The sequence below is a fragment of the Amycolatopsis sp. VC5-11 genome, assembly GCF_037034185.1.
Lineage (GTDB): Bacteria > Actinomycetota > Actinomycetes > Mycobacteriales > Pseudonocardiaceae > Amycolatopsis > Amycolatopsis nivea.
Genome location: NZ_JBAGKF010000001.1, coordinates 692,279 through 716,904 on the forward strand (window position 1 = coordinate 692,279; position 24,626 = coordinate 716,904).

The following is a 24,626-nucleotide window of genomic DNA, read 5'->3' on the forward strand; positions in this document are numbered from 1 at the left end:
TCTCGCCAAGAAAGCGGCATCTTGCCTCCGTCGCATATCGCCCCAGCTTCAAACTCTTCTCAGCCGATATATACCAGGAACCACCGCGCCTGTCTGCAGTCGCCGACAAAGTGCAATTATTGCAGAATTTCAGTTATTGCAATCGAAAATCAATTGCAATAAGAACAACATCCGCCAGGCGGACAATCAGTTCCACTTGGTGAAATCCAGCCGAGACCGAGGAGTAAAAGTCGACTTGTCGACTCAAAAACGGTGCCCGTGAGCTGGCTGCGTACACAGCGAAGAGCGCGTACGCGGCCGACACTCCGTACACAAGAACCGCTGCCACCTCACTCGCGAAGACTGCTACGCTCGCTGAGAATCGCTATCTGGAAAATTGAGAAAGCAGGACAAGGGGGTCACAGCAACCGAGCCAACCGCCGGACAGCAGCACGCCTAAATTGAAACTTTGTTGCCAGGCAACAGGTTCTTCTGATGCTGCGCGCCGCTGAAGACTGGCAGACGTGTCGGCGGGAACTCACCTCGGCCACCCCTGCCTCAATTCATTCGCCGCAATATTCATCCTCCGCAGTGCAGCAACAAAGCCACGGCGCAGCAACAAAGCCACAGTGCAACCACAAAGGAGCTCATGGAACATGCCAGCCTTGGGAAAAGTCGGGAGACGGCTCGGGTGTCCGCCGACTCCCGAAGCAGTCGCGTTCACTGCCGTGCTCAAGAAGCTGTACGGCCTCCTCCCGAAACAGAGCATGATGTGCAACGCTGCCCGCTTGCACGTATCACAACCAGCACTTTCTCAGTACCTCAGCCTGACCCGGCTCCCGCCCGCAACCTTCCTCAAGGCGATCCATCTCGAAGCCGCGGCCAGAACCGCCGAGAGTGAACTGCCGTGTCGCTTGGACGAACTTATCGAGCTGCGCCACGCAGCCAAGGAGAGCTTCCTTCGCGCACGCATACACGGCCTGACCGCGGAGAAAGGTGTGGTGCACACACCAAGCGACCACAAAACGGCAGGAAAAAAGGACCGGCGCAACGGCAAGTCCCATTGGCTCGACCGGCGCAACGGGAAACGCGTCGCGCCGCCCGAACCGAACGGCGACGCGAAGGAAGGCGCGGACGCCACCGCCAGCAACGCGCATCTCAAGACCTGCAGCGAGGAGACCCCGTCGGCAGTAGCCACACCCACGTCCGCCGCCGAGATGGTCTCGGCCGCCATCGCATCCCTGTCCGACAGCGACTGCGCGGCCGCGCGCGCATTGCTCGAGCAGGCCGAATTTCTACTACGGAGAGTAGCCGAGATGTAAACGTCACTGTCCAGCCTGCTGGGCAATGATCAGCATTGGGAGCCGATTGAGTACTTACCGTGATCAACCCTCCACCAGCGGCGTCGCCTCTCGCGCACGCCGATGGTCAGCACGCGAGAAAGTCCACCTCGCGGCGTTCACAAGACAGCGAGACAGGACTGACCGAGTTGCCGGCAAGCGAACGGTCAGCCCCATCCCTTCGAACACGACCAAACACCTACGAAAGGCCATGTCCGTGGTCAATGGTAAGCGTGACCCGCGCCGTAAGCGGCTCAGCAGGGGAATCATCACTCCGTCCGGCAGTCGCTGGAAGCGGAAGATCACCCGTACCAGCGTAAGCATCCGCCGACGCGGGAAGCCTGTCCAGCAGGCAGCCGGCAGGCCCTGGCTCAAGCTCGCGATCTTGTTCCTCAGGTTGCTGCCGCTGATCATCAGCATGCCCCACTGGCACTGGTGACTCACGGATTACCACCTGCCGCGCGCGGGCGTGAGTTCTCCTCACGCCGGCGCGCGGCTAGTCCGCCCCAGTCGGCTTGGGGATGTCGAAATACCCCGACAACCGCACCGCCGGCGCGTACTCGCCCTTCACCTTTACCTTCCCCGTCACGAACATCGCCGCCACCGCCGCGTTCCCGGTCGCCATGCGGATGAAGTCCTCAACGGCGACAGTGATCGTCGTGTCCGGGGTGCGGGCCAGGTCGGTGCTCGACACGCACAGGCCGTCCTCGATGACTGTTTGGTAGCGGTCGAAATCGTCCCCGGCGGGGAAGCGCCAGGAGACCACGACGTCCACGTGCCGGGCTCGGTCTGGGCGGAAGTGTTCGGACATCCGGCGGAAGATCTCGTCCAGGAAGACCGCGCGCAGTTCGTCGTGGTCGGCGATGCCTTTGAGCTGCTCCCGCGAAGCCGCCGCGACGACGTCGACCAACGACTGTGTGGTCAGCGAAGCGATTTCGATGCCGGCTCCGGCGGTGCCGAGCATGTGCAACGTCTCCAGGACCTGCACGAACTGCTCCGGGGTCAGTTTGCCCACCTCGAGAGAGCGGGCGAAACCGTTCACCGCGTGCTCACCGGGTGAGTGCGCGGCACGCATGCGCGAACGCCAGCGGGACACGGAGCGGCTCAGGCCGGTCGGGGCAGGTCGAAGTGGCCGACCAGCCCGGCTGCGAAGGCCAGGTCGCCCTTGACCTTCAGTTTTCCGGTCACGAACAGCACCGCGGGCGTTGCCTGGTGGGTGATGATGCGGAAGAAGTCCACGGGCGAAAGCGTAATCGTCACGCGGGCTTTCTCGCGCATTTCGCGGGACACCGTGCAGGTTCCGTCGGAAAGCACCGTCTCGTAGCGGTCGTAGCCGCCCTCACCGGTGCCGCCGGACAGCCGCCAGTGCACCACCGCGCGCAGCGACTTCGCACGGATGTGCGCTCCCATGCGCGCGAAGATCTCGTCCAGCACCCGCTCACGCAGCGGACGTTCGGCGACCACGGCTTCCAGCTGCGCCCGCGACGCCCGCGCGACCAGCGTGGCGAACTTCGTCGGGTCGACCTTGTCCAGCGAGAACGCCGGCACCTGTTCCGACAGCCGCATCAGCGCCGCCAGCAGCCGGTTCATGTCGGAGCGGCCCAGTTCGCGGGGGTCGATGGCGTCCGCGACCGCGTTGACGTCGAGCGCGCTCGCGTCGACGGCTTCGGTGCGGTCCAGCGCGTCCAGCAGCGCGACCCCGCGCAGGCCGGCCAGGTCAGAGCTGGTCGCCTCCGGGTTGTCGGCCATCTTCCACCCCTTCCGGAACTTTCCGACGTAAGGCTACCGGTGAGTAGGTAGCGCGGCAAGCAACGCCGCCGACCTGGGGACGGGTACCGTCCGTGCCAGCGAGAGGGAGGAAACAGTCACCGTGTCCGACGAAGATCAGCGCCCACCCGAGCGAGCGAGGCGGCTCCCGAGGGCGGTCCGTGAACGCCAGATCCTGGACGCCGCGGTGCAGGTGTTCTCCCAGCACGGCTACCACTCGGCGTCGATGGACGAGATCTCCGAGGTCGCGGGCGTCTCCAAGCCGATGATCTACACCTACCTCGGCTCGAAGGAAGACCTCTTCGGCAAGAGCATCCAGCGCGAGGCGACCCGCCTGCTCGAAGCCATCCAAGCCGGCGTGCAGCCCGATCTGCCGCCGGACATGCAGCTGTGGCACGGCCTGCGCTCGTTCTACCGCTTCGTCGCCGAATACCGCGAGTCCTGGACGGTGCTGCACCGCCAGGCATTGACGGTCGGCGGCGGCTTCGCGGCGGAGATCACCGCGATGCGCACGCGCGCGATCGAACTGGTCGCGGCGCTCGTGGTGGCCGCGGGCACCCGCAAGGGCCTCGGCGAGCAGACGGAGTTCTCCGGCCCTGGCTTGGCCGCGGCGCTGGTCGGCGCGGCGGAATCGCTGGCCGACTGGGCACTGGACCACCCGGAGATCTCCGACGGCGTGCTCGCGTCCTGGCTGATGAACCTGGTGTGGCTCGGGTTCAACGACCTGGTCGAAGGGCAGGTCTGGAAGCCCTCAGAGTGAGCGGCGCTGCTCTGCCCGTCTCGATCTGTGCGTTGGTGTTCACGGTCTTCTCGTTCTGGTGCTCAACGCGCGACCGGGTCGGCTGAAGACCTTCCCGGCCGCACACCTTCGCCTCCGGCCCAGACGGCGGCAGTCGGTGCTCATCCCGCTGGTTCTCCACCACACTGGTGCGCTGCCGATTGTTGTTCGAGATCTCCGCGTCGTGGTGCTGGGAGAACCGGCGATGAGCACGCTGAGATGGGAGAGAACGCGGCCCCGGCTACGCGGCGAAAACGACGCGGACCTCCCGGCAACGTTCGCCGTTCCCGGTCGGAGCGTCACCCAGATATTCGCTGAGTTCGACTCCGTCCCGCCGGGCTTCCAGAACCGAGATCGCGAGATTCGCGTTGAGGCTCAACTCGGACGGCGGGTAAGGTGGCACCACGTAGTCACTTTCGTGCTTCACGCATCGGCGGCCATCCATCCCGAGCAGTACCTCGAGTACCGAAACGAGAAGCCCTCAGAGGGCTGAGATCACCCCGTCCAGATGCGGTTTCGGCTTCCGGGCGTGCCACAGCTCGAAGGCCCACCCGTCTTCCGTCTGCCAGGTCGTGAATGCCGCGCGGCCGGGCAGCAGCACCGGCTGCTTGAACCGCACCGCGACGCTGTATGCGTCCGGCAGCCTGCCCTCGAAGGACGCCAGCGCGTGCGCCTTCGTCCACATCCCGTGCGCGATCGCCTTCGGGAAGCCGAACAGGCGTGCGGTCAGCGGGTGCAGGTGGATCGGGTTGCGGTCGCCGGAAACCTCGGCGTAGCGGCGGCCGATGTCGCCCGGGACGTGCCACAGCGCGGACGGTTTCGGGGGCGTCAGCTGGGTGCGCGGACCCGACGAACCCGAGCCCGAGCCGGTGCGGCGGAGATAAGTCGACACCTCGCTCCACACGGTGTCCGCGCCCGAGTGGACCTCGCTCACCATGTCGAACTGGCTGCCTTTTTCGTGCGGGCGCAGGTTTTCCGCGCGCACACTCACCCGGAACGTCTCGCCCAGCAGCAACGGACGGTGCTGGGTGATCCGGTTCTCGACGTGCACCAAACCCAGCAGCGGGAACGGGAACCCCGGCTCGGTCATCAACGCCATCTGCAGTCCGAAGACCAGCATGTGCGGATACGTCGCGGGCAGCTCGTCCGAGAAGCGGAATCCGCAGACTTCGTTGTAGGCCGCGACGTGTGCCGGGTCTACGACGACCTCGGGGCGCACCAACTCCGTACTGGGCAGGGTCGAGCCGCCGCCGCGGCGCAGCAGGGCTTTCGGGTACAGCGTCGCCAGACTGGGCGCGCTCGTCACTTCACGAACAGCCATCCCTCACGCCCCCAGCAGCGCCTGGCCGCACACGCGGACCAGGTTCCCGTTGACCGCGGCCGACGCCGGGTTGGCATACCAGGCAATGGTTTCCGCGACGTCCACCGGCAGCCCGCCCTGGCCGAGGCTCGACAGCCGCCGTCCGGCCTCGCGGATGAACAGCGGGACCGCGGCCGTCATCTTGGTCTCGATGAACCCGGGCGCGACCGCGTTGATCGTGCCGCCGTACTCCGCGAGCTGCGGCGCGCCGACGTTCACCATCCCGATCACGCCCGCCTTCGACGTCGCGTAGTTCGTCTGGCCGACGTTGCCCGCGATGCCCGCGATGGACGAAACCCCGATGACGCGGCCGTTTTCGCGCAGGATCTTGTCGCCGAGCAGCTTGTCGTTCACCGCGAGCTGCGCGGCGAGGTTCACCGCGATGACCGAATCCCAGCCGCCCTCGGTCATGTTGCCGAGAGTCTTGTCGCGGGTGATGCCGGCGTTGTGCACCACGACATCCACCCCGCCGTGGCGCGAAGTCAGGTACTCGGCGAGCTTGGCTGGCGCGTCCGCGGCGGTGATGTCCAACTGCAGCGCCGAACCGCCGATCCGATTGGCCACAGTGGACAGATCGCCGCCCTGCGCGGGGATGTCCAGCGCGACCACATGCGCACCGTCGCGGGCGAGCGTTTCGGCGATCGCCTCGCCGATGCCCCGCGACGCACCGGTCACCAGCGCGACCTTGCCGTCCAGCGGCTTTTCCCAGTTCTCCGGCGTCGGCGCGGTCTTGGCGTGCGTGCCGACGCGGATGACCTGGCCGTCCACGAACGCCGACTTCGCCGACAGCAGGAACCGCAGCGTCGACTCGGCCGCGTCCTCCGCCCCTTCGGCGACGTACACCAGTTGCGCCGTCGCGCCGCGCTTGAGCTCCTTGCCGACCGAGCGGACGAAACCCTCCAGCGCGCGCTGTGCGATCCGCTCGCGGCCCTCGGCCAGCTCCGGCGGCGTGCCGAGCACGACCACCCGGCCGGATGAACCGACCTTCCGGATCACCGGGTGGAAGAACCGATAGACCTCACGCAGCTGGCCCGGGTCCTTCACGCCGGTGGCGTCGAACACCAGCGCCGCGTTCCGGTCGGCAGGCGCGCTGATCACCTCGATGCCCGCCTCGGTGAGCTGCGCCCGGACGGTCTTCTCCAGCCGTCCGCCCGGCGCGGCCCCGAGAAGTGCGGGACCCTCAAGAGCGGGTTGGCCGGGACGGTACCGGCGCAACGTCGCGGGGTTGGGCAGGCCGAGCTTCGGCACCACGAACTTCCCCAGCGGGGTCTTCGTGAACTGCTGGTACCTGTCCGCCATCACGTGCCTCCCGTGCAGTCTGCGTCACGTGGCAGTCTAACCTACTCGCTAGTAGGTTACAGTGTGAAAGGCACGACTCCAGAGAGGTGGACGGCATGGCGACCAGGAAAACCCCGGCGGTGCGCAAGGTCGCGATCGTCGGCGGGAACCGGATCCCCTTCGCGCGGTCGAACGGCCCGTACACCCGGGCCTCGAACCAGGACATGTTCACCGCCGCGCTGGACGGTCTGGTCAGCCGGTTTTCGCTGCAGGGCGAGGTGATCGGCGAGGTCGCCGCCGGTGCGGTGCTCAAGCACTCCAAGGACTTCAACCTCGCCCGCGAAAGCGTCCTTGGCAGCAAGCTCTCGCCCGCGACCGCGGCATCGGACGTCCAGATGGCGTGCGGCACCGGATTGCAGGCAGTCATCAACGTCGCCCACAAGATCGCGCTCGGGGAAATCGATTCGGCGATCGCGGGTGGCGTCGACACCACGAGTGACGCCCCGCTGGCGGTGAACGCCAACCTGCGCCAGATTCTCGTGCAGCTCAACGCGGCGAAGACGCTGGCCGACCGGCTCAAGCTGGTCGCGAAGATCCGCCCTGGCCACATCGTGCCGGAAATCCCGCGCAACGCAGAACCGCGCACCGGACTGTCGATGGGGGAGCACGCCGCCCTCACCGCGCAGGTCTGGGACATCACCCGCGAGGCGCAGGACGAACTGGCCGCGACCAGCCACCGCAACCTCGCCGCCGCCTATGACCGCGGCTTCTTCGACGACCTGGTCACGCCGTACCTCAAGCTCGCCCGCGACCAGAACCTCCGCCCGGACACCTCGGTCGAAAAGCTCGCCAAGCTCAAGCCGGTCTACGGCGGCCCGGACGGGACCATGACCGCGGGCAACTCGACCCCGCTCACCGACGGCGCGTCGACCGTCCTGCTCGCGACCGAGCAGTGGGCGAAGGCGCACAAACTGCCGGTGCTGGCGTACCTGACGTTCAGCCAGACCGCGGCTGTCGACTACGTGCACGGCGACGAGGGTCTGCTCATGGCCCCGGCGTACGCGGTGCCGCGGATGCTCGAGCGCGCCGGATTGACGTTGCAGGACTTCGACTTCTACGAGATCCACGAGGCGTTCGCGTCGCAGGTGCTCGCCACGCTCAAGGCGTGGGAGGACCCGGCGTTCGCCAAGGAGAAGCTCGGCCTCGACGCGCCGCTCGGCTCGATCGACCGCACCAAGCTGAACGTGAACGGCTCCTCGCTCGCGGCCGGGCACCCGTTCGCCGCGACCGGCGGCCGGATCGTCGCGACGCTCGCGAAACTGCTGAACGAGAAGGGTTCCGGGCGCGGCCTGATCTCCATTTGCGCGGCGGGCGGCCAGGGCGTCACCGCGATTCTCGAGAAGTAAGCACGCCGACAAGGCCGCCGCCCGGAAACCCGGGTGGCGGCCTTGTTCGTGCACTCAGTCGGTGAGCGACTTCTCCGCGCGCTTGGCCAGCTTGTCGGCGCGCTTGCCCGCCTTCTTCGCCGCGCGCCGGGCCCGCCAGCCCAGCGACGGCTTGCCCGCGGTGTCGCTCGCGGCCAGCAGCAGCCCGCCGGCCAGCGACGCGTTCTTGAAGAACTGGATCTGCTGGGCCTGCTTCTCGCCCGGATCGGACAGCTGCCAGAACCGGTGCGCGGCCAGCGTCGTCGGCACCAGCGAGCCGAGCAGCGCCACCGCCGCCAGCCGCGGGGCCTTGCCGCTCGCCAGCGCGAGCCCGGCCCCGATCTTGACCGCCGCGTCGATCCGCACCAGCGTGGCGGGATCGCGCGGGACCTGGTCCGGAACCAGGCCCTCGACCTTGTCGAAGGTCTCGGTGAGGAACGGTTCGGCCGCCTTCGCGTGGCCTTGGGTGTCACGCAGGGCACCGATGCCGCCCAACACGAAGATCGACGCGAGCAGTGGACGTGCCACCCGGCGCAGTATCACGGTCTCGCCTCTCTGATCTGGAATCCCTGGAGATGAACCTACAACCGGGATTGCCCGCCACGCTCCCCGCCGAACCGAGCTAGCGATACCTAGGCGAATATTGCTTTTATTCTAGATTCTCCTAGACAGTTCTAGCGGACTTCGTGCTTGACCTTGCCGCTACGTCAACCTCTACCGTCGAAGCCGTGGTCAGGACGGAATGGTCGATCCAGGACATCGCCCGGTCCGCGGGCACGACGAGCCGGACCCTGCGGCATTACGACGCCGTCGGGCTCCTGCCGCCGACGCGGATCGGCAGCAACGGCTACCGCTACTACGACGAGGACTCGCTCGTCCGGTTGCAGCGGATCCTGCTGCTGCGCGAACTGGGACTGGGTCTGCCCGCGATCGCCGAGGTGCTCGACGGCCAACGCGACGGCGCCGCGGCCCTCGAAACGCACCTGGCGCTGCTGGAGAAGGAGCGGCAGCGGATCGGGCGGCAGATCGAGTCCGTGCGGACCACGCTCCGGAAACTGAAGGGAGGTGAACAACTCATGGCAGAGGAAATGTTCGACGGGTTCGACCACACCCAGTACAAGGAAGAGGTCACCCAGCGCTGGGGCGCCGACGCCTACCGCAAGGGCGACCAGTGGTGGCGGTCGCTGTCCGAGGCCGAGAAGAAGGCCCACCAGCAGGAGCAGGTCGACATCGGCTTCGCGTTCGGAGCCGCTCGCGACGCTGGTCACGACGCCGGTTCGGCCGAAACGCAGGCGGTCACCGCGCGGCTGCACGAGTGGCTGAAGGCTACCGGGATGGAGATCTCGAAGTGCTACTTCGCCGGTCTCGGGCAGATGTATGTCGACGACCCGCGGTACGGCTCGTACGACGAGAAGCACGGCCCCGGCACGGCCGAGTACATCCGCGACGCGATGAAGATCTACGCGGAGCGGAACCTGACGGACTAACGCTCCGTCAGAGTGGGCGCTGGGGGTAAGGATGGACGGGGCTGCAGACCCGGCCATCCTTCGGCGACACGCACTAGCTGTATATGGCGGAATATCGGGCCCACGCTAGATACCTCGATACGGTGACAGAGTGGACCCCATCCGCAACCCCTTCGCGCCCGGCGCCGGGCAGCGGCCGCCCGAGCTGGCTGGCCGGGAAAGGGAGCTGAAGGCGTTCGAGGTCGTCCTCGAACGCGTCGCTCGCGGACGGCCGGAGCGCAGTCTCGTGCTGACCGGCCTGCGCGGGGTCGGCAAGACGGTGCTGCTGGGGGAGCTGCGGTCGATGGCCGTCCGGCACCGGTGGGGCGCGGGCAAGATCGAAGCGCGGCCGGACGCGGAACTGCGGCGTCCCTTGTCGGCGGCGTTGCACCGGGCGATCCGCGACCTCGCCGTGCGGCATCGCGCGCCGGACCGGGTCGAGGAGGTGCTCGGGGTGCTGAAGGCGTTCGCGCTCAAGGCGAACAAGCCGGACGCGAAACTGCGCGACCGCTGGCAGCCCGGCATCGACGTGCCCGCCGCGCAGGGCCGGGCGGATTCCGGCGACATCGAAATCGACCTGGTCGAGCTGTTCACCGACGTCGCCGAGCTGGCCGCGGACGTCGGCACCGGCGTCGCGCTGCTGATCGACGAGATTCAAGATCTGCAGCCGGACGACGTCTCGGCGCTGTGCGCGGCTTGCCATGAGCTGTCGCAGTCCGGCGCGCCGCTGGTCGTGGTCGGGGCAGGGCTGCCGCACGTGCCCGCGGTGCTGTCGGCGTCGAAGTCGTACTCCGAGCGGCTCTTCCGTTACTCGCGCATCGACCGGCTCAGCCGCGAGGACGCCGACTACGCGGTGATGGCTCCGATCGAACGCGAGGACGCCGGGATCGAACCGGAGGCGCTCGACGCGCTGTTCGACGCGTCCGGCGGTTATCCGTATTTCATCCAGGCCTACGGCAAGGCCGCCTGGGACGCCGCGCCCGCCGACCCGATCACGGTCAAGGACGTGCAGGTCGCCGCGCCCGAGGCGGAGTCGGAGCTGGCGGTCGGGTTCTTCGGGTCGCGCTACGAACGCGCGACGCCCGCCGAACGCGAGTACCTGCTCGCGATGGCCGAGCTGACCCAAGGCCGCGACGAGGCCGCCGGCACCGCCGATGTGGCCGTCTATCTGGGGCGCAAGCCGTCGTCGCTGTCGCCGGCGCGCGACAGCCTCATGAAGAAAGGCCTGGTCTACTCCGCCGAACGCGGGCAGATCGCCTTCACCGTGCCGCACTTCGGGCACTACCTGCTCGGCCGCGACTGAGCAGATCTTCCCTTCGCTACCGGTCTATGCGACTGCCTAGCTGTTTCTAGCGATTTTGCTAGATATCCGTAGAAGAAGTTAGCGCGTTAGCGATTTGTGACCGCCAACACGAGATCTGTCCGGCGATATCCTGGTGACTGCCGATGATTATTCGGCAAGTGCCCCATGTCACCGTAGATTCGTTGGCTTCCTTGTGAAAAAAGGTGCATACTAGAGACACAGCCACCGAAGACCTCTGAAGGGGATGCAGAAGACAATGAGCAACATCGCCGCCAAGCTCCGTGCCCGTCGCGCCGAGGCTCGCACTCGCCGGGCGCTGAACCGGGCGATCGACACCGCGGCCACCTCGACGGTCCGCCAGGAGCTCATCGCCCTCGCCCAGGCGCGTCAGCCGTTCATGCGCTGACCTGCACGGATAACCTGTTGGTGGGTCACTCACGTGAGTGATCTAGACCACAGTGAATCCTGGGTGTAACGCCGCGGAGAGCCGCGTCGATACCCACTACGACCCCGTGATGCTGGCGGACCCCCGACCTGGCAGCATCACGGGGTTTCCATATGTCTGGACCATTTCGGACGCTCGCCCACCACCGGGGGAATTCCCTTGCCCCGAGCGGACGGCGGGGCGATGCTTGACTCAGTCAACGATCGAGTCAAGGTGGTCCCCGTGCCGGATTCCGTCCTCACCGAACGCGTTGCCACGGTTCGCGCATTCAACCGGCTCTACACCGGCGTGATCGGTGTCCTCGACGAGGGACCCGCCGACGCCGAATACTCGCTGAGCGAAGCGCGGGTGCTGTTCGAACTCGCCCAACAGGACCGGCTGCAGGTCAGTGATCTGCGCAAACGGCTGTCCCTCGACGGCGGCTACGCGAGCAGGCTGCTCGGCAGGCTGGAAACCCGCGGTCTCGTCACCCGGGAACGCTGCGCTGACGACGCGCGCCGCCAGCTCGTCACGCTCACCGAGGAGGGCCGCGCCGCTTTCGCCGATCTCGACCACCGTTCGGCCAGCCAGATCGGCAGCCTTCTCGACCAGTTCGCGGACGCCGACCAGCGCCGTCTGCTCCGCGCGATGGGGACCATCACCGCACTCGTCGGCGAATCGGCGCCGGAACCGACGATCTCCCTGCGCGCCCCACGCCCGGGCGACCTCGGCTGGGTGGTGCACCGGCACGGTGCGTTGTACGCCGAGGAGTACGGCCTCGACGAACGCTTCGAAGCCCTCGTCGCGCGCGTGATCGCCGACTTCGCCGACCACCGCGGCGACCCGCGCCAAGCCGGCTGGATCGCCGAACTCGACGGCGAACGAGTCGGCAGTATTTTCTGCACCCCCGGCGACGAGGAAGGCACCGCGAAGCTCCGGTTGCTCCTGCTGGAACCGGCCGCGCGCGGACACGGTGTCGGCAAACGACTGGTGCGGGAATGCGTCGAATTCGCCAGCGCGCAGGGGTATCGGTCGATGGAGCTGTGGACGCTGTCGCTGCTCGCCGCCGCGCGCGGGATCTACCGCAGTGCCGGGTTCGAACTTGTCGGCGAGGAAGAGACGGACGCGTTCGGGCCGTTGGTGACCGGCGAGACCTGGCGGCGGGAGTTATAGATGTTCGTCTTGTACTGCGCCGTGCGCGATCGCCGGACGCTGCTGGGCGTCGACGAGGTCGACTGGGTCGAGAACCTGACGCGCGGCGTGATCTCGGTGTCCGGCCACTGCCCGCTGGGACACGACGCGGTCATCCTGACCGGCGACGCGTTCACCCCGCACGCGGACCCGAGGTATTTCGGGCCCGCGCCGCGAGTGTGGACGAAACCGGTGCACCGCCTGCGCGGCTGGCTGCGCACGAGGTTCCAGATGAGCCGCGACCTGCCGGGCCCGTTCTATCGCTTCTGACGCCCCATCAAGTAAAACTCCGGATTCGGCTTGAGCGCGGTCAGATGCGCGAGCCGGTTGGACATCGCGAACAACGCGGTGATCGCGCCGACGTCCCAGATCTCGTCCTCGGTCAGCCCCGCCTCGCGGGCCGCCTCCAGGTCGCCCTCGCCGAACAACGCGGACTCGTGGGACAACGCGAGCGCGAGATCGAGGATCGCCCGGCCGCGCTCGTCGAGTTCGACCTGCCACGGATTCGCGGCGACCTGATCGGAGAGTTCGGGGTCCTTGGCGCGGATCCGCAGGATGGCTCCGTGCGCGACGATGCAGTAGGTGCAGTGGTTCGCGCCGGAGGTGGCTACGACGACGAGCTCGCGTTCGGCCTTGGTGAGTCCGCCTTCGCGTTCCATGAGCGCGTCGTGGTAGTCGAGGAAGGCCCGCAGCTCGGCCGGACGGTGGCCTAGGGCGCGGAAGATGTTCGGCGTGAAGCCGGATTTCTCCGCGATGGCGCCGATGCGCTCGCGGAGATCGTCGGGAAGGTCTTCGAGTTCCGTCACGGGGAACCGGCTCACGGGGTTGGTCATGCCGCCCACGCTAACCCGCGCGGTTCGCGTACGGGAGGGGGTCGGATGCGCCCCGTTCACCCGGAAGGGGTTTGCTTACCCCGTGAACTGGACCGCGTACGTGAACGGTTACTGCGAGCGCACCGCGCCCGGACTCTGGGGAGAGCCGCTCAACGACCTGGCCAACCTGGCCTTTCTCGTGGCCGCCGGGATGGTCTGGTGGCGGGCCGGCGGGCAGCGCATCGGGCGGGTGCTCGCTGCGCTGATCGGGTTGATCTTCGTTGCCAGCAGCGTGTTTCACCTGGTCGCCACGCGGTGGGGAGCGGTCGCCGACTCCGCGGCTATCCTGGTCTTCACCTTGTTCTACGCCGCGGCCTTTCCCCGGGTGTTCCTGCAGGCGAAAGCCAAGTGGTCCTGGCTGGGGGCACCGGCGTTCCTGGCCGTCACCGGTGCGTCGGCGGCACTCGGCGGCGGGCTGTATCTGCCCGCACTCGCGGGGCTCGCCGGGTTCGCGATCGCGTTGGCGGTAAAGCGCGATCCGTACTGGCTGCACTTCACCATGGCCGCCGCGGTGTTCGCGTTGTCGTTGTCCTTCCGGACTGTCGACGGGGTGATCTGCGGAGACTTCCCGGCGGGCACGCATTTCCTCTGGCATTTGCTCAACGCGGTCTTGCTGTACGTCGTCGCGAAGGCGATGATCGGCAAAACAGAAGAGGCCCCCGCGCCGGAAACCGACGCGGAGGCCTCTGTCTAAAAAGGACTCAGTGCGCGCCGATCGGGCGCAGGTCCTTGTCGTGTTCGTCGGCGTGGTAGTCCTCGGGCGCGGTTTCGTCGTTGCCCGGGCTCCACTTCAGGGCCCGTGCGATGACCGAGACCACCGCGGCCACCACGATGTTCGCGATCAGGGCCACGAAACCGGGGTAGATCTGGACCACGGCGAGTGCGGTGCCGCTGAACGGGTGCCAGCCGAAGATCGACAGGTTGCCCATGGCCAGCGCGGAACCGCCGAAGTGGAGTTTTCCGTTGGTGGGGTTGGGGATTCCGTACAGCATGATCAGGCCCCAGCCCATGCCGACGATCCAGCCGGCGATGAGGCCCGCCTTGTGGAACCAGCGCGTGTACAGGGCGATCGCCACCGCGGGCAGGGTCTGCAGGATCAGCACGCCGCCGATCAGCTGCAGGTCGATCGAGAACTGCGGGTCGATCAGGATGATCACCAGCACCGCACCCAGCTTGACCACCAGCGACGCCAGTTTGGCCTGCTTCGCCTCCTGCTTCGGCGTCGCGTCCTTGCGGATGTACTCCTTGTAGATGTTGCGCGTCCACAGGTTCGCCGCGGCGATCGACATGATCGCGGCGGGGACCAGTGCGCCGATGCCGATCGCGGCGAAGGCGATGCCCGCGAACCAGTTCGCGAACTGCGAGTCGAACAGCAGCGGGACGATCGTGTTGCCGTCCGGCTTTCCGGTGGCGGCGTTCGTCAGCGGCTTGACGCCCGCCGAGATCGCGACGTAGCCCAGCAGCGCGAGCAGGCCCAGCACGAACGAGTAGGCAGGCAGCGCCACCATGTTCCGCTTGATCACGTTGCGGCCGCGCGAGGCGAGCACGCTCGTGAGCGAGTGCGGGTACAGGAACAGCGCGAGTGCCGAACCCAGCGCCAGCGTCGCGTACTGCAACTGGTTGCTCGAGGTCAGCAGGATCGAACCGGACGGCTTGCCCGTCTTCGGATTCGGCTTGGCGAGCGTTTCCTTGGCGGTGTTGAAAATGTGGTCCCAGCCGCCGAGCTTCGAGGGCAGGTAGATGACCGCCACGATGATCACGATGTAGATCAGGATGTCCTTGACGAACGCGATCAGCGCGGGGGCCCGCAGGCCGGACTGATACGTGTAGAGCGCCAGGATCACGAACGCGATCAGCAGCGGCAGGTGCCCGACGATGCCGGAACCGTTGATGCCCATCGTGCGCAGCACGGCTTCCAGGCCGACCAGCTGCAACGCGATGTACGGCATGGTCGCGACGATGCCGGTGATCGCGACCAGCAGCGCCAGCGTCGGCGAACCGAAGCGGCCGCGGACGAAGTCGGCGGGGGTCACGTAGCCGCGCGAACGGCTGACCGACCACATGCGCAGCGCGGGCAGCAGGACGATCGGGTAGACGACGATCGTGTAAGGCAGCGCGTACAGGCCGAGCGCGCCGGCGCTGAACACGAGCGCGGGCACGGCGACGAAGGTGTACGCGGTGTAGAGGTCGCCGCCCAGCAGGAACCAGGTGATCCACGAACCGAACTTGCGGCCGCCGAGGCCCCATTCGTCGAGGTGGTCGAGGCCGCCGCCGGCCTTCCACCGCGAGGCGACGAAGCCGAGCACGGTGACGACGACGAACAGGAACGCGAAGACGATGAGTTCGACCCACTGGATGTTGCTCATCGGGCGTCCCCCTCGTCCAGGTCGTCAACGCTCAGCTCGTCCCGGCCGCCGCCCCGCGGCTTGTTCTTGGTGGCCAGGTAGACGATGCCGGTGCACAGCACGCCCAGCACCACGAACGCCAGCTGGAACCAGTAGAAGAACGGAAGGCCGAACAGCCGCGGCCCGTCGAAGTTGAACAGCGGCGTGACCAGGATCAGCAACGGGATCAGCAACAGCAGGTTCCAGGCACTGAACTGGAACCCGCGCACCCGACCGCCCGGTTTGGCAGTGGACATCGAACCTCACCTAACACTCACGTGACACGCGACCGCCTGACCCTAGACCCCGGTCATCCCGCCGTCATACGAGTTCGATATCGATTCGATCAGCACTACGAACACGTTCCAGGGTGTGGACAACCTCGGGGACAACTCGCTCCCGCGCCACCCCGGCGAACCGTTCGCTACCCCTATCAGCGGGACCGGGCCGCCCCGAATGCCCCAAGAGCTTGTGCCGGACGGCGGTTGTCCACGGGGTTGGGCAGCTTGTGCACAGAGTTATCCACAGGCAGTGGACAACTCTGTGGCTAAACTGAACGGCATGGTCCGCGTGCCCCTCACCGACGAAGAACGCTCCCGCGGCGAGCGGCTCGGCCTGGTGCTGCGCGCCGCCCGGGCCGGACGCAGCATGGTCGACGTGGCCGCGGAAGCGGGCATTTCGGTCGAAACCCTGCGCAAGATCGAGACCGGACGGATCCCGACGCCCGCGTTCTTCACCGTCGCCGCGATCGCTGACGCGGTGGGCATGCCACTGGACCGGGTGCGCGTCGCGTGCGAGGGCGACGCGGCGGCGTTTTCGCAGGCCAGCTGAGGTTTTCCGGGCTGATTGGGCAGTACTGCGGGACGGTTGAGCGGGCACCCGTGGGCTGAGGGATTCCCCTGTGGACAAGTCCGGTAGCTCAGCTGACCGGCGACTCTTCGCGTAGCGCCACCGCGGCGCGGACGAGCGCCGCTACCTCGGGGGAGCGGCTGTTCGGCGGCCAGCCGATCACCGTGGTGACGTACGGGGCGTCGACGACCGGGACCGCGACGTGTTCCGGCCACTGCCAGGCCCGGCTCGACGCGGGGATTACCAGCAGTGTCCGGCCGAGCGCGACGAGCTGGGCGAGCGTCGACTGGGTGCGCACCTCCGGCCCAGGACCGTCCGGGTAGCTGCCGTCGAGGCGAGGCCAGCGGGCGATCGGCAGGTCCGGCACGTCGCTGACCTCGGCCAGGGTCAGCGTTTCCCGCGCGGCGAGCGGATGGGCGGCCGGGAGGATCGCGACCTGGCCCTCGACCTGGAGATCCTCGGTGTCGAAGCCGGCGAGGTCGTCGTACGGGCGGTGCATGATCGCCACGTCCGCCGAACCGTCGCGCAGCAGTCCGGCTTGCTCGCCGACCTCGCACAACAGGATCTCGACCGGCGGACCCGCGGCCAAGAGCCGCTGCAGAAGATCGTGCGACGCTCCGGCTTTGGTCGCCAGCACCAGCGGATGATTCCCGGCTCGACGCGTGCGGCGGGCAGCGGCCGCGACCGCGGCGAGGGCCAGCCGGGATTCGCGCAGCAGGACCCGGCCTGCCTCGGTCAACGCGACGCCGCGGCGGTTGCGATCGAGGAGTTGCACGCCGAGCCGTCGCTCCAGCTGGGCGATCGCGCGCGAGAGCGGCGGCTGCGCGATCCCGAGCCGTTCGGCGGCGCGGCCGAAGTGCAGTTCTTCGGCGACCGCGGCGAAGTAGCGGAGTTCGCGGGTCTCGAGGTCATCCACCAGCGCCAGCGTAATACCCCGCGGGTATCACAGCGGACTCACTTGATCTTGGACGCGGCAGGAACCCGCGCCGACCATGGACGGAGTGAACGACACGAAGACCGCGCTGATCACCGGCGCGAACAAGGGAATCGGCCTCGCCATCGCGCACGGCCTCGGCTCGATCGGCTTCACCGTCGCCGTGGGTGCGCGGGACGAAAACAACCGCGAGCAGGCCGTCAAAGAACTGCGCGGCGCGGGCATCGACGCGTTCGGGGTCGCGCTCGACGTCACCTCCGACGACAGCGTCGCCGCCGCGGCCAAGTCCATCGAACGGCTCGACGTCCTGGTCAACAACGCCGGCATCAGCGGCCCGTTCGACGGCGGCGCCCAGGATCCGACGACACTCGACCTCGACGTCCTCCGCACGGTCCTCGACACGAACGTCTTCGGCGTCGTCCGGGTCACGAACGCGATGCTGCCGCTGCTACGCCGCGCCGAGTCGCCGCGCATCGTCAACCTGTCCAGCAACATGGGTTCGCTGAAGCTGCGGACCGGACCGATCCTCGCCGCTTACGCGCCCTCGAAGACGATGCTCAACAGCATCACCGTGCAGTACGCCCGCGCGCTCGCCGACACGAACGTCATCATCAACGCCGCGTGTCCCGGTTACGTGGCAACGGATTTCAACGGCTACGCCGGAACCAGGACACCCGAGGAGGGCGCGGCGATCGCAGTCAAACTCGCGACCCTGCCGGACGACGGGCCGCGCGGCGGGTTCTTCGACGACGCCGGGGAGGTCCCCTGGTGACGCCTCAGCCGCGCAGGTCTGCGAGGACCCGTTCGCGGTCGTTGAGGTAGCGGCAGTCGCGGACCGGCAGTTCGAACGAGTTCAGCAGCTTCTCGAAGTCCGCGTACTCGTCCGGGTTGAGCTGGATGCCGGTCACCTCGAAGTGCGCGGCCAGGGTGTCGGCCAGCTCCTCCCATTCGCCGGACCACTGCAGATCGCGGTAGTGCTCGAGGTCTTCGGCAGGCATCCGGTCGGCGAGCAGGCGCAGGACGCTGTCGACGAAGTAGCTGATCCGGTTGCCCGCGCGGTCGTCGACGGTCGGGTTCGCCGGGTCTCGCGCGGCGTCCGCGTTCCGGACGACGCCGGGGCCCGGCAGCGGGTAGCTGGTGTGCACGTTCCCGTCGCCGTTGACCAGGACGACGACGCGCACGCCGTAGCGTTCGCCGACGCAGCGCCAGCGGCCGTTGTACTGCTGCCGCCGGGGTTCGCCCGGATCGTTGGCGACGTCCTTGACCACCGCGATGATCTGCTCGTCGCTCCAGCCGGGCGGGAATTCGCACGTCGCCCTGCGTCCGATGCCGGAAGCGTGTCCACCGCCCACGTTCGGCTCCTCTCGTCGGCACGGAGCCTAACCCGGACTACGCCGTTCAGCCGAGTTGTGCCAGCACCAGGATTCCGACCGCCAGCAGGTCCGGACCGCGGAACAGTTGCCGCATAAGGTTTGCCGGCATCGGGCCAGCAGGGGTGTCGACGAAACCCGCGCTGCTGTAGTCGACCGGTTGCCGCGTGACGGTGCGCAACACCGACAGCACCGCCAGGGCGACGGTCACCCACGAGAGCGGCGAAAACGCGGTGCCCAAAGCCAAAAGCGCCACTGAGAGCAGAGCGCACCAGACCAGCGCGACCACCGTCAGCGCGACACCGTGGGCGATCACCAGCTCCTGCGACGACGAACCCAGCCACCGTCGCCGACCCGGATTCCGCCACAGCACGCCGAGACCAGCCCCGAAAGGAGTAAGCGCGACGTACGCGCCGATGCCGATGAGCACCGGTCCCGGCAGAGTGGGAACAGCAACATGTCCGACGGCTACCGCGAAAGCCACTAACAAAACCGCGCCCGCGTACCGGGAACGGCCCACGATCCCGACCCACGCGAGCCGGAACGCGGTGGGCGGGCGCAGCGACCACGAACCGGCGGGCGCGGACTCCGGCAGCATCATCATCGGGTCGAGGAACGTCACCGCCATCGCGCGCAGGACCCGCGCGTTCCAGCCGTCCAGCAGCACCGCGCGACCGGCGCCGCTGACCGCTTTGCCGCCAAAAGCCAGCAACAGCCCGCATAACGCGAGCGCCGCGCCGACGTACTGCACCGCCATCGCGTCGAGCCTCGCCGCAGCGATGACGACACCAGCCACCGCGAGCAGCAGCGGTCCGGCAGCTTCGAAAAGGAACGCGGTGCGCCGCGCGGTGGTGAACGCGAGGATCGTGCCGCCCGCGACGAGGGCTGCGGCGGCACGCCACCAGTCGACCGAACTGCCGCCGACCGCCAGCATCAGCGCGGCGAGATATCCGATCACCACCACGAATCCGGTGAGCACGCCGGCCAGCCGGGTCGCCACGACGCGGCGACGGTCCACCTGCGCGAAATCCATCCAGGTCAGCTCGGCCGGTTCGGCCCAGACGAACCCGCGGCGCAGCAGGCTTCGCCAGCCCACGGCGGCACACAACGCGACCAGGCCGAGCACCGCCGAGTAGTCCACTGCGGACGGTCCAAAGAGGACTCGATGCCAGGCGTCGGTGCGGAAAAAGGCGGTGAACAGGAAGCCGACCCCGAAGATCAGCACGAACGTAGGACTGTCACCGCTGAAAATGCCACCGAACCGTTTACGGCCGGGCACACGCATCCGGGTCACCACAGTTCGAGCACGCTGTCCGCCGTGTCCAGCAACGGTTGATGGTGCGTGGCAACGACAACTGCCGCCCCCGCGGCGGTGGAGCGGCCGATCAGTTTGACCAGCCATTCCTTGCCCGCGGTGTCGAGCGCGCGTTCCGGCTCGTCCAGCAACAGCACCCGATGCGGCCGCGCGGTGACGCCCAGCAGCAGCAACCGGCGACGTTGTCCGGCCGAGAAATGCCCGGCGGTGACGCGGGCGCGTTCGGCGAGCCCCGCGTCCGCGAGCAGTTCGTCGTAATCGCCGAGGTCTTCGCCGAACGAGCCGGAGAGAAGTTCCAGGTGCTGCATCGGAGTCAGTTCGGCGAAGAAGTCCGAATCGTCGAAGAGCACGGAAACCTTGCGGCGGAAGGAAACACTGCGTTCGTCCGGTTTGGCTCCGTCGATCAGCACTCGGCCCCGCTGCGGTTCCTGCATCCCGTACAGACACCGCATCAAGGTGGATTTCCCGACGCCGTTAGGCCCGACGAGCACCGCGCATTCGCCGCGGTCGACGGAGAAATCGAGATCCTCCAGCAGCCACAGGTCACCGGCCTTCACGCCGAGCCCGCGCGCGTCCACTATCGGCGACACAGCAGCTCCACCACCGGGGCCAGCACTTCGAGATTCGGCTCAAGGACAGTGAAATAGCTGAAACCGAACCGAGCGCGATGCGCGACCAGCTGCTCGGCGATTTCCTCGACGGTGCCGACCAGGACAGTGGGCACTTCAGCCAGTTCGTCCAGCGTGAGCGTGTCGCTGAGGCGCGCATGGATTTCGCGCAGCGCGCTTTCGCGATCATCAGTGATCTGGACGAATTGCACGAGCAGGTTGAATTCCGCTTCGCGGCCGGCGAGCCGCTCAGTGACAAACCGCGTGCGTTCTTCCACTGCGTCCGCCGTCGCCAGCATCAGCGGCGCACCGTCGCGCACCTTTGCCATGCCGCTGAAGGCAATCGTCGCCGCGTGTTCGGCGGCGAGCGAAAGCAACCGGTCGCCGCGGCCGCCGATCATCAACGGGGGACCGCCGGACTGCACGGGTTTCGGCGCGTATTCCGGATCCGCGTACAGCCGCGCGAGTTCCTTGATCGCGAGTTCGAGGTGATCGACCCGGGCGCCCGCACTGGGAAACGGCATTCCGGCCGCTTCGAACTCCGCTTTGACATAACCGGCGCCGAGCCCGAGTTCGAGCCGCCCGGACACGAATTGGTCCGTGCCCGCGACGTCGCGCGCAAGCAGCACCGGGTTGTAGAACGGCGCGTTGAGCACGAAAGTGTTGAGCCGCACCCGTTCGGTCACCGCACCGGCCAGCACGAGCGCGGGAAACGGCGGCGCGATGCCGAGATGGTCGGCCACGCTCAGCACGTCGTAGCCGAGTTCCTCGACCCGGCGGCATTTCGCGACCCACTCGTCACGCGGGCCCGGCTGCACCAGGTTCACGCCGAACCGGAAAGTCTTCTCCCCAACAGAGGCCATGCGGCCCACGCTACCGTTTTCCGGCAACGAAGAAGGGGACGTCCGCGCCCGGTGCGAACGTCCCCTTCCTACGGCAGTGCGACGGCGTCAGCCCAGCCGCTGGGCCAGCGCGTCCAGCTCGTCGCGCAGCGAGGACGGCACCTCGCCGATCTTCGCGAACCACTCCTCGATGAGCGGCAGTTCCTCGCGCCACTCCTCGTTGCGCACCTCCAGCGCGGCCTGGATGTCCTCGACCGGCTCGGAAAGGCCCTCGAGGTCGAGGTCCTCGGCGTTCGGCACGAACCCGATCGGGGTCTCGACCGCGTTGCCCTTGCCCTCGACGCGCTCGAGCACCCACTTGAGCACGCGCGAGTTCTCGCTGAAGCCCGGCCACAGGAAGCGGCCGTCGTCGCCGCGGCGGAACCAGTTGACGTAGAAGATCTTCGGCAGCTTGTTCGCGTCGGCGTTCTTGCCCAGGTCCAGCCAGTGGTTGAAGTAGTCGCCGGCGTGGTAGCCGAGGAACGGCAGCATCGCCATCGGGTCGCGGCGCACGTTGCCGACCGCGCCGACCGCAGCGGCGGTGGTCTCCGACGACATGGTCGCGCCCATGAACACGCCGTGCTGCCAGTCGCGGGCCTGGTTCACCAGCGGCACCGTCGTCTTGCGCCGACCGCCGAACAGGATCGCCGAGATCGGCACGCCCTTCGGGTCGTCCCACTCCGGCGCGAGGATCGGGCACTGCGACATCGGCACGCAGTAACGCGAGTTCGGGTGGGCGGCCTTCTCCTCCGAGTCGGGCGTCCAGTCCTGGTGCTTCCACGAGGTGGCGTGCGCGGGCTTGTTCTCCATGCCCTCCCACCACACGTCGCCGTCGTCGGTGAGCGCCACGTTCGTGAAGACCGTGTTGCCCTTCTCGATCGTGCGCATGGCGTTCGGGTTCGTGTGGTTGTCGGTGCCCGGCGCGACGCCGAAGAAGCCGTACTCCGGGTTGACCGCGTACAGGCGGCCGTCCTCGCCGAAGCGCATCCACGCGATGTCGTCGCCGAGGGTCTCCGCGCGCCAGCCGGGGATGGTCGGCTGCAGCATGGCGAGGTTGGTCTTGCCGCAGGCGCTCGGGAACGCCGCCGCGACGTAGTGGACCTTGTCCTCGGGCGAGATCAGCTTGAGGATCAGCATGTGCTCGGCGAGCCAGCCCTCGTCACGGGCGATGACCGAGCCGATGCGCAGCGAGTAGCACTTCTTGCCCAGCAACGAGTTGCCGCCGTAGCCAGAGCCGTAGCTCCAGATCAGCCGCTCCTCCGGGAAGTGCGAGATGTACTTGGTCTCGTTGCACGGCCAGGCGACGTCCTTCTCGCCCGGGGCCAGCGGCTTGCCGACCGAGTGCAGCGCGGGCACGAACTCGCGCTCCGAACCGTCCGGCGCGATGAACTTGTCCAGCGCGGCCTTGCCTGCCCGGGTCATCACGCGCATCGACGCGACGACGTAGGCGAAGTCGGTGATTTCGATGCCCAGCTTGGGGTTTTCGTCGCCGAGCGGGCCCATGCAGAACGGGATGACGTACATCGTGCGCCCGGCCATGCAGCCGCGGTACAGCTCCGTCATGGTGGCCTTCATCTCGGCCGGGTCGACCCAGTTGTTCGTCGGGCCCGCGTCCTTCTCTTCCTTCGAACAGATGAAGGTGCGGTTCTCGACCCGCGCGACGTCGTCGGGGTCCGAGGTGGCCCAGTAGGAGTTCGGCTTGGCGTCCAGCTTCACGAAGGTGCCGGCGTCGACCAGCTCCTGGTTGATCCGGGCGGCTTCCTCGTCAGACCCGTCGACCCACACCACGCGGTCCGGGGTGGTCAGCTCGGCGACCTCCCGGACCCAGGACAGCACGCCACTGTGCGTCGTCGGCGCGTTGTCCAGTCCGGGGATGGCGACTGCGGTCATCTCTACTCCTGACTTCCGACGACAAAAGAGCCCACACCGCGAACGACAGTGTTCTTGGTGCGGGCTTCGTTGCCGGCGACCGAATGGCTTCGCACACCGGCGGAAGACCGGTGTGCGGGTTTTGGGATTCCCCGACTGTAGCCGGATGGACGGCAGGTAACCGAGAGCTGACCTGTCGGTTCTCTCACAAGAACGATAAGGGAATCGATTCAGTTTCACCGGAACGGGCCAGCGCCGAAAATCTTTCCGCGTGGCCCGCGTCGCATTCGTGCCGGATGCCGGGAGAGGGTTGAGCAGTCCTGATCTTGCGCGGACGCTGCCGGGCGCCGGTTCGCTGGAGCCGGGCGGATCGCGTCGGGATTTGGCGGCCCCTGGAGACAGCGAAACGGGCCCGGCGCGCGGCCGGACCCGTTCGTGTGACGTCAGTTACCGAGTGCTCAGTTGGGGCTGATCCACTGCCCGGTTCCGCTGTCGATCTTCGCGACGCCGCTGAGCAGCTGGGCGCCCTCGCCGCCCCAGGCCGAGTCGCTGCCCGGGTCGGCCGCGGCCGCGTGGTTCGAGCCGCCGTCGGCCTCGGTCCACTGGCCCTGGCCGGTGTGCTCGAACGTGTGAGTGGAGCCGTCCGCGCCGACCTGCACCGCGACGTCGGCCTGGCCGTCGCCGTTGGTGTCGGTGAACGCGATCGTGCCGCCGGACTTCGTCTCGACCACGGCGGTGTCGTTGTGCCCGTCGTGGTCGGTGTCGATGGTGGCGACCCCGGCGTCGACGTTGCCGTCCGGCAGGTCGGCGTGGATGTGCCCGGTGGTCGAGGTGTCCTGCGAGTGCGTGTCGGTGCCGTCGGAGCCGGACTGGCCGTGGCCGGATTCGACCCAGCTGCCGCTCTGCTCGTCGTAAACCGCCTGGTCCACGACGTGCCCGGTCGAATCGAGCACCGCGTAGTGGTCGGCGACGCCGTCGTGGTCGGTGTCGGCGAACGCCTGCGCGGAGCCGTCGTCGTGCTCGACGACCGCGGTGTCGGAGACCCCGTCGTGGTCGGTGTCGTAGTTGACCTCGGCCTGGTACTCCTGGCCGTCGACGTGGACGGTCAAGGCCTCCGGGCCGGTCGCGTCGGTGCCGCCGCTCTCGTCGACCCACATGGGTTGGTCCCCCTTAGTACGCCGGGTCTGCCGTTTCT

27 protein-coding genes are annotated in these 24,626 nt (G+C 67.6%); 12 read left to right on the top strand and 15 right to left on the bottom strand.

Annotation, left to right across the window (positions count from 1 at the left end; translation table 11 throughout):
* The first annotated feature begins 707 nt into the window (after positions 1 to 707).
* Entirely contained in the window at positions 708 to 1,301 is a 594-nt protein-coding gene (locus WA670_RS03485) for a hypothetical protein (protein ID WP_336156906.1), read from the top strand.
* Positions 1,302 to 1,815: 514 nt separating this feature from the next.
* On the opposite strand, the gene WA670_RS03490 is transcribed toward WA670_RS03485, so the two are convergent.
* Complete coding sequence (locus tag WA670_RS03490; protein ID WP_205673037.1) at positions 1,816 to 2,394, bottom strand: SCP2 sterol-binding domain-containing protein; 579 nt, start codon at positions 2,392 to 2,394, stop codon at positions 1,816 to 1,818.
* 29 nt (positions 2,395 to 2,423) lie between these two features.
* On the bottom strand, positions 2,424 to 3,068 hold the full coding sequence (locus WA670_RS03495; RefSeq protein WP_037808997.1) for an SCP2 sterol-binding domain-containing protein: 645 nt from the start codon (positions 3,066 to 3,068) through the stop codon (positions 2,424 to 2,426).
* A 121-nt stretch (positions 3,069 to 3,189) separates the two neighbouring features.
* Here WA670_RS03495 and WA670_RS03500 point away from each other — a divergent pair, with 121 nt between their 5' ends.
* Positions 3,190 to 3,846 carry a TetR/AcrR family transcriptional regulator gene (locus WA670_RS03500; RefSeq protein ID WP_134664251.1) on the top strand — a complete coding sequence of 219 codons (657 nt, stop codon included), beginning with the start codon at positions 3,190 to 3,192 and terminating at the stop codon, positions 3,844 to 3,846.
* A 136-nt stretch (positions 3,847 to 3,982) separates the two neighbouring features.
* Positions 3,983 to 4,357 (top strand): hypothetical protein, encoded by a 375-nt coding sequence (locus tag WA670_RS03505; RefSeq protein WP_336156907.1) that lies wholly within the window; start codon positions 3,983 to 3,985, stop codon positions 4,355 to 4,357.
* On the opposite strand, the gene WA670_RS03510 is transcribed toward WA670_RS03505, so the two are convergent.
* Complete coding sequence (locus WA670_RS03510) at positions 4,346 to 5,185, bottom strand: MaoC/PaaZ C-terminal domain-containing protein (protein WP_336156908.1); 840 nt, start codon at positions 5,183 to 5,185, stop codon at positions 4,346 to 4,348. The two genes, WA670_RS03505 and WA670_RS03510, sit on opposite strands and share 12 nt — an antisense overlap.
* A gap of 3 nt (positions 5,186 to 5,188) precedes the next feature.
* Positions 5,189 to 6,523: a 3-oxoacyl-ACP reductase gene (locus WA670_RS03515; RefSeq protein WP_037809002.1), complete on the bottom strand. Its 1,335-nt coding sequence runs from the start codon at positions 6,521 to 6,523 to the stop codon at positions 5,189 to 5,191.
* A gap of 95 nt (positions 6,524 to 6,618) precedes the next feature.
* Between WA670_RS03515 and WA670_RS03520 the strand changes: the two genes are divergently transcribed.
* On the top strand, positions 6,619 to 7,908 hold the full coding sequence (locus WA670_RS03520) for an acetyl-CoA C-acetyltransferase (RefSeq protein WP_336156909.1): 1,290 nt from the start codon (positions 6,619 to 6,621) through the stop codon (positions 7,906 to 7,908).
* A 54-nt stretch (positions 7,909 to 7,962) separates the two neighbouring features.
* Here the strand turns inward: WA670_RS03520 and WA670_RS03525 are convergent, their stop codons facing one another.
* Positions 7,963 to 8,469: a DoxX family protein gene (locus tag WA670_RS03525; RefSeq protein WP_009085133.1), complete on the bottom strand. Its 507-nt coding sequence runs from the start codon at positions 8,467 to 8,469 to the stop codon at positions 7,963 to 7,965.
* A gap of 185 nt (positions 8,470 to 8,654) precedes the next feature.
* On the opposite strand from WA670_RS03525, the gene WA670_RS03530 reads away from it, so the two are divergent.
* The 5 genes from WA670_RS03530 (at position 8,655) to WA670_RS03550 (ending at position 12,619) form a co-directional block, all read left to right on the top strand.
* A complete protein-coding gene (locus WA670_RS03530; protein ID WP_238603747.1) occupies positions 8,655 to 9,413 on the top strand; it encodes a MerR family transcriptional regulator in 759 nt (252 codons plus the stop codon).
* Between the two features lie 130 nt (positions 9,414 to 9,543).
* Positions 9,544 to 10,734, top strand: a complete 1,191-nt coding sequence (locus tag WA670_RS03535; RefSeq protein ID WP_037809009.1) for an ATP-binding protein — start codon at positions 9,544 to 9,546, stop codon at positions 10,732 to 10,734.
* Positions 10,735 to 10,990: 256 nt separating this feature from the next.
* Entirely contained in the window at positions 10,991 to 11,140 is a 150-nt protein-coding gene (locus WA670_RS03540; protein WP_162836041.1) for a hypothetical protein, read from the top strand.
* Between the two features lie 222 nt (positions 11,141 to 11,362).
* Complete coding sequence (locus tag WA670_RS03545; protein WP_051728648.1) at positions 11,363 to 12,331, top strand: helix-turn-helix domain-containing GNAT family N-acetyltransferase; 969 nt, start codon at positions 11,363 to 11,365, stop codon at positions 12,329 to 12,331.
* Positions 12,332 to 12,619, top strand: a complete 288-nt coding sequence (locus WA670_RS03550; RefSeq protein WP_336156910.1) for a hypothetical protein — start codon at positions 12,332 to 12,334, stop codon at positions 12,617 to 12,619.
* Here the strand turns inward: WA670_RS03550 and WA670_RS03555 are convergent.
* Positions 12,607 to 13,182 carry a peroxidase-related enzyme gene (locus WA670_RS03555; protein ID WP_037809430.1) on the bottom strand — a complete coding sequence of 192 codons (576 nt, stop codon included), beginning with the start codon at positions 13,180 to 13,182 and terminating at the stop codon, positions 12,607 to 12,609. The genes WA670_RS03550 and WA670_RS03555 overlap by 13 nt on opposite strands.
* 82 nt (positions 13,183 to 13,264) lie before the next feature.
* Between WA670_RS03555 and WA670_RS03560 the strand changes: the two genes are divergently transcribed.
* Positions 13,265 to 13,915, top strand: coding sequence for a hypothetical protein (locus WA670_RS03560; protein ID WP_336156911.1), 651 nt, complete (start codon positions 13,265 to 13,267; stop codon positions 13,913 to 13,915).
* A 7-nt stretch (positions 13,916 to 13,922) separates the two neighbouring features.
* On the opposite strand, the gene mctP is transcribed toward WA670_RS03560, so the two are convergent.
* Together mctP and WA670_RS03570 are read right to left on the bottom strand one after the other, a co-directional pair.
* Positions 13,923 to 15,587 (bottom strand): monocarboxylate uptake permease MctP, encoded by a 1,665-nt coding sequence (mctP, locus tag WA670_RS03565; protein WP_037809015.1) that lies wholly within the window; start codon positions 15,585 to 15,587, stop codon positions 13,923 to 13,925.
* A complete protein-coding gene (locus WA670_RS03570) occupies positions 15,584 to 15,862 on the bottom strand; it encodes a DUF3311 domain-containing protein (RefSeq protein ID WP_043831686.1) in 279 nt (92 codons plus the stop codon). The genes mctP and WA670_RS03570 overlap by 4 nt, the downstream gene beginning before the upstream one ends.
* Positions 15,863 to 16,166: 304 nt before the next feature.
* Between WA670_RS03570 and WA670_RS03575 the strand changes: the two genes are divergently transcribed.
* A complete protein-coding gene (locus tag WA670_RS03575) occupies positions 16,167 to 16,436 on the top strand; it encodes a helix-turn-helix domain-containing protein (RefSeq protein WP_037809018.1) in 270 nt (89 codons plus the stop codon).
* 88 nt (positions 16,437 to 16,524) lie between these two features.
* Here WA670_RS03575 and WA670_RS03580 read toward each other — a convergent pair whose 3' ends face one another.
* Entirely contained in the window at positions 16,525 to 17,370 is an 846-nt protein-coding gene (locus WA670_RS03580) for a LysR family transcriptional regulator (protein ID WP_336156912.1), read from the bottom strand.
* Between the two features lie 76 nt (positions 17,371 to 17,446).
* Here WA670_RS03580 and WA670_RS03585 point away from each other — a divergent pair, with 76 nt between their 5' ends.
* Positions 17,447 to 18,160, top strand: coding sequence for an SDR family oxidoreductase (locus WA670_RS03585; RefSeq protein WP_336156913.1), 714 nt, complete (start codon positions 17,447 to 17,449; stop codon positions 18,158 to 18,160).
* Between the two features lie 4 nt (positions 18,161 to 18,164).
* Here WA670_RS03585 and WA670_RS03590 read toward each other — a convergent pair whose 3' ends face one another.
* The 6 genes from WA670_RS03590 to WA670_RS03615 all read right to left on the bottom strand — a co-directional run bounded on the left by WA670_RS03590 (position 18,165) and on the right by WA670_RS03615 (position 24,588).
* A complete protein-coding gene (locus tag WA670_RS03590) occupies positions 18,165 to 18,740 on the bottom strand; it encodes an EndoU domain-containing protein (protein ID WP_037809021.1) in 576 nt (191 codons plus the stop codon).
* 46 nt (positions 18,741 to 18,786) lie between these two features.
* Positions 18,787 to 20,055 (bottom strand): DUF6297 family protein, encoded by a 1,269-nt coding sequence (locus WA670_RS03595; protein ID WP_107050911.1) that lies wholly within the window; start codon positions 20,053 to 20,055, stop codon positions 18,787 to 18,789.
* Positions 20,049 to 20,654 (bottom strand): ABC transporter ATP-binding protein, encoded by a 606-nt coding sequence (locus tag WA670_RS03600; RefSeq protein ID WP_037809432.1) that lies wholly within the window; start codon positions 20,652 to 20,654, stop codon positions 20,049 to 20,051. Before WA670_RS03600 ends, WA670_RS03595 begins: the two co-directional genes overlap by 7 nt.
* Positions 20,651 to 21,544 carry a TIGR03621 family F420-dependent LLM class oxidoreductase gene (locus WA670_RS03605; RefSeq protein WP_051728649.1) on the bottom strand — a complete coding sequence of 298 codons (894 nt, stop codon included), beginning with the start codon at positions 21,542 to 21,544 and terminating at the stop codon, positions 20,651 to 20,653. The genes WA670_RS03600 and WA670_RS03605 overlap by 4 nt, the downstream gene beginning before the upstream one ends.
* 87 nt (positions 21,545 to 21,631) lie before the next feature.
* Positions 21,632 to 23,452 carry a phosphoenolpyruvate carboxykinase (GTP) gene (locus WA670_RS03610; protein ID WP_037809023.1) on the bottom strand — a complete coding sequence of 607 codons (1,821 nt, stop codon included), beginning with the start codon at positions 23,450 to 23,452 and terminating at the stop codon, positions 21,632 to 21,634.
* Positions 23,453 to 23,889: 437 nt separating this feature from the next.
* The gene (locus tag WA670_RS03615; RefSeq protein ID WP_037809024.1) at positions 23,890 to 24,588 is read right to left on the bottom strand and encodes a hypothetical protein; all 699 of its coding nucleotides are present in this window, start codon (positions 24,586 to 24,588) and stop codon (positions 23,890 to 23,892) included.
* Between the last annotated feature and the right edge of the window lie 38 nt (positions 24,589 to 24,626).

What these genes read in the sequence shown, in the direction of transcription:
- WA670_RS03490 (WP_205673037.1), bottom strand. Translation starts at nt 2,394, where the DNA reads ATGCGTGCCGCGCACTCACCCGGTGAGCACGCGGTGAACGGTTTCGCC.
- WA670_RS03495 (WP_037808997.1), bottom strand. Translation starts at nt 3,068, where the DNA reads ATGGCCGACAACCCGGAGGCGACCAGCTCTGACCTGGCCGGCCTGCGC.
- WA670_RS03510 (WP_336156908.1), bottom strand. Translation starts at nt 5,185, where the DNA reads ATGGCTGTTCGTGAAGTGACGAGCGCGCCCAGTCTGGCGACGCTGTAC.
- WA670_RS03515 (WP_037809002.1), bottom strand. Translation starts at nt 6,523, where the DNA reads ATGGCGGACAGGTACCAGCAGTTCACGAAGACCCCGCTGGGGAAGTTC.
- WA670_RS03520 (WP_336156909.1), top strand. Translation starts at nt 6,619, where the DNA reads ATGGCGACCAGGAAAACCCCGGCGGTGCGCAAGGTCGCGATCGTCGGC.
- WA670_RS03540 (WP_162836041.1), top strand. Translation starts at nt 10,991, where the DNA reads ATGAGCAACATCGCCGCCAAGCTCCGTGCCCGTCGCGCCGAGGCTCGC.
- WA670_RS03545 (WP_051728648.1), top strand. Translation starts at nt 11,363, where the DNA reads ATGCTTGACTCAGTCAACGATCGAGTCAAGGTGGTCCCCGTGCCGGAT.
- WA670_RS03550 (WP_336156910.1), top strand. Translation starts at nt 12,332, where the DNA reads ATGTTCGTCTTGTACTGCGCCGTGCGCGATCGCCGGACGCTGCTGGGC.
- WA670_RS03555 (WP_037809430.1), bottom strand. Translation starts at nt 13,182, where the DNA reads ATGACCAACCCCGTGAGCCGGTTCCCCGTGACGGAACTCGAAGACCTT.
- mctP (WP_037809015.1), bottom strand. Translation starts at nt 15,587, where the DNA reads ATGAGCAACATCCAGTGGGTCGAACTCATCGTCTTCGCGTTCCTGTTC.
- WA670_RS03570 (WP_043831686.1), bottom strand. Translation starts at nt 15,862, where the DNA reads ATGTCCACTGCCAAACCGGGCGGTCGGGTGCGCGGGTTCCAGTTCAGT.
- WA670_RS03575 (WP_037809018.1), top strand. Translation starts at nt 16,167, where the DNA reads ATGGTCCGCGTGCCCCTCACCGACGAAGAACGCTCCCGCGGCGAGCGG.
- WA670_RS03585 (WP_336156913.1), top strand. Translation starts at nt 17,447, where the DNA reads ATGGACGGAGTGAACGACACGAAGACCGCGCTGATCACCGGCGCGAAC.
- WA670_RS03605 (WP_051728649.1), bottom strand. Translation starts at nt 21,544, where the DNA reads ATGGCCTCTGTTGGGGAGAAGACTTTCCGGTTCGGCGTGAACCTGGTG.
- WA670_RS03610 (WP_037809023.1), bottom strand. Translation starts at nt 23,452, where the DNA reads ATGACCGCAGTCGCCATCCCCGGACTGGACAACGCGCCGACGACGCAC.
- WA670_RS03615 (WP_037809024.1), bottom strand. Translation starts at nt 24,588, where the DNA reads ATGTGGGTCGACGAGAGCGGCGGCACCGACGCGACCGGCCCGGAGGCC.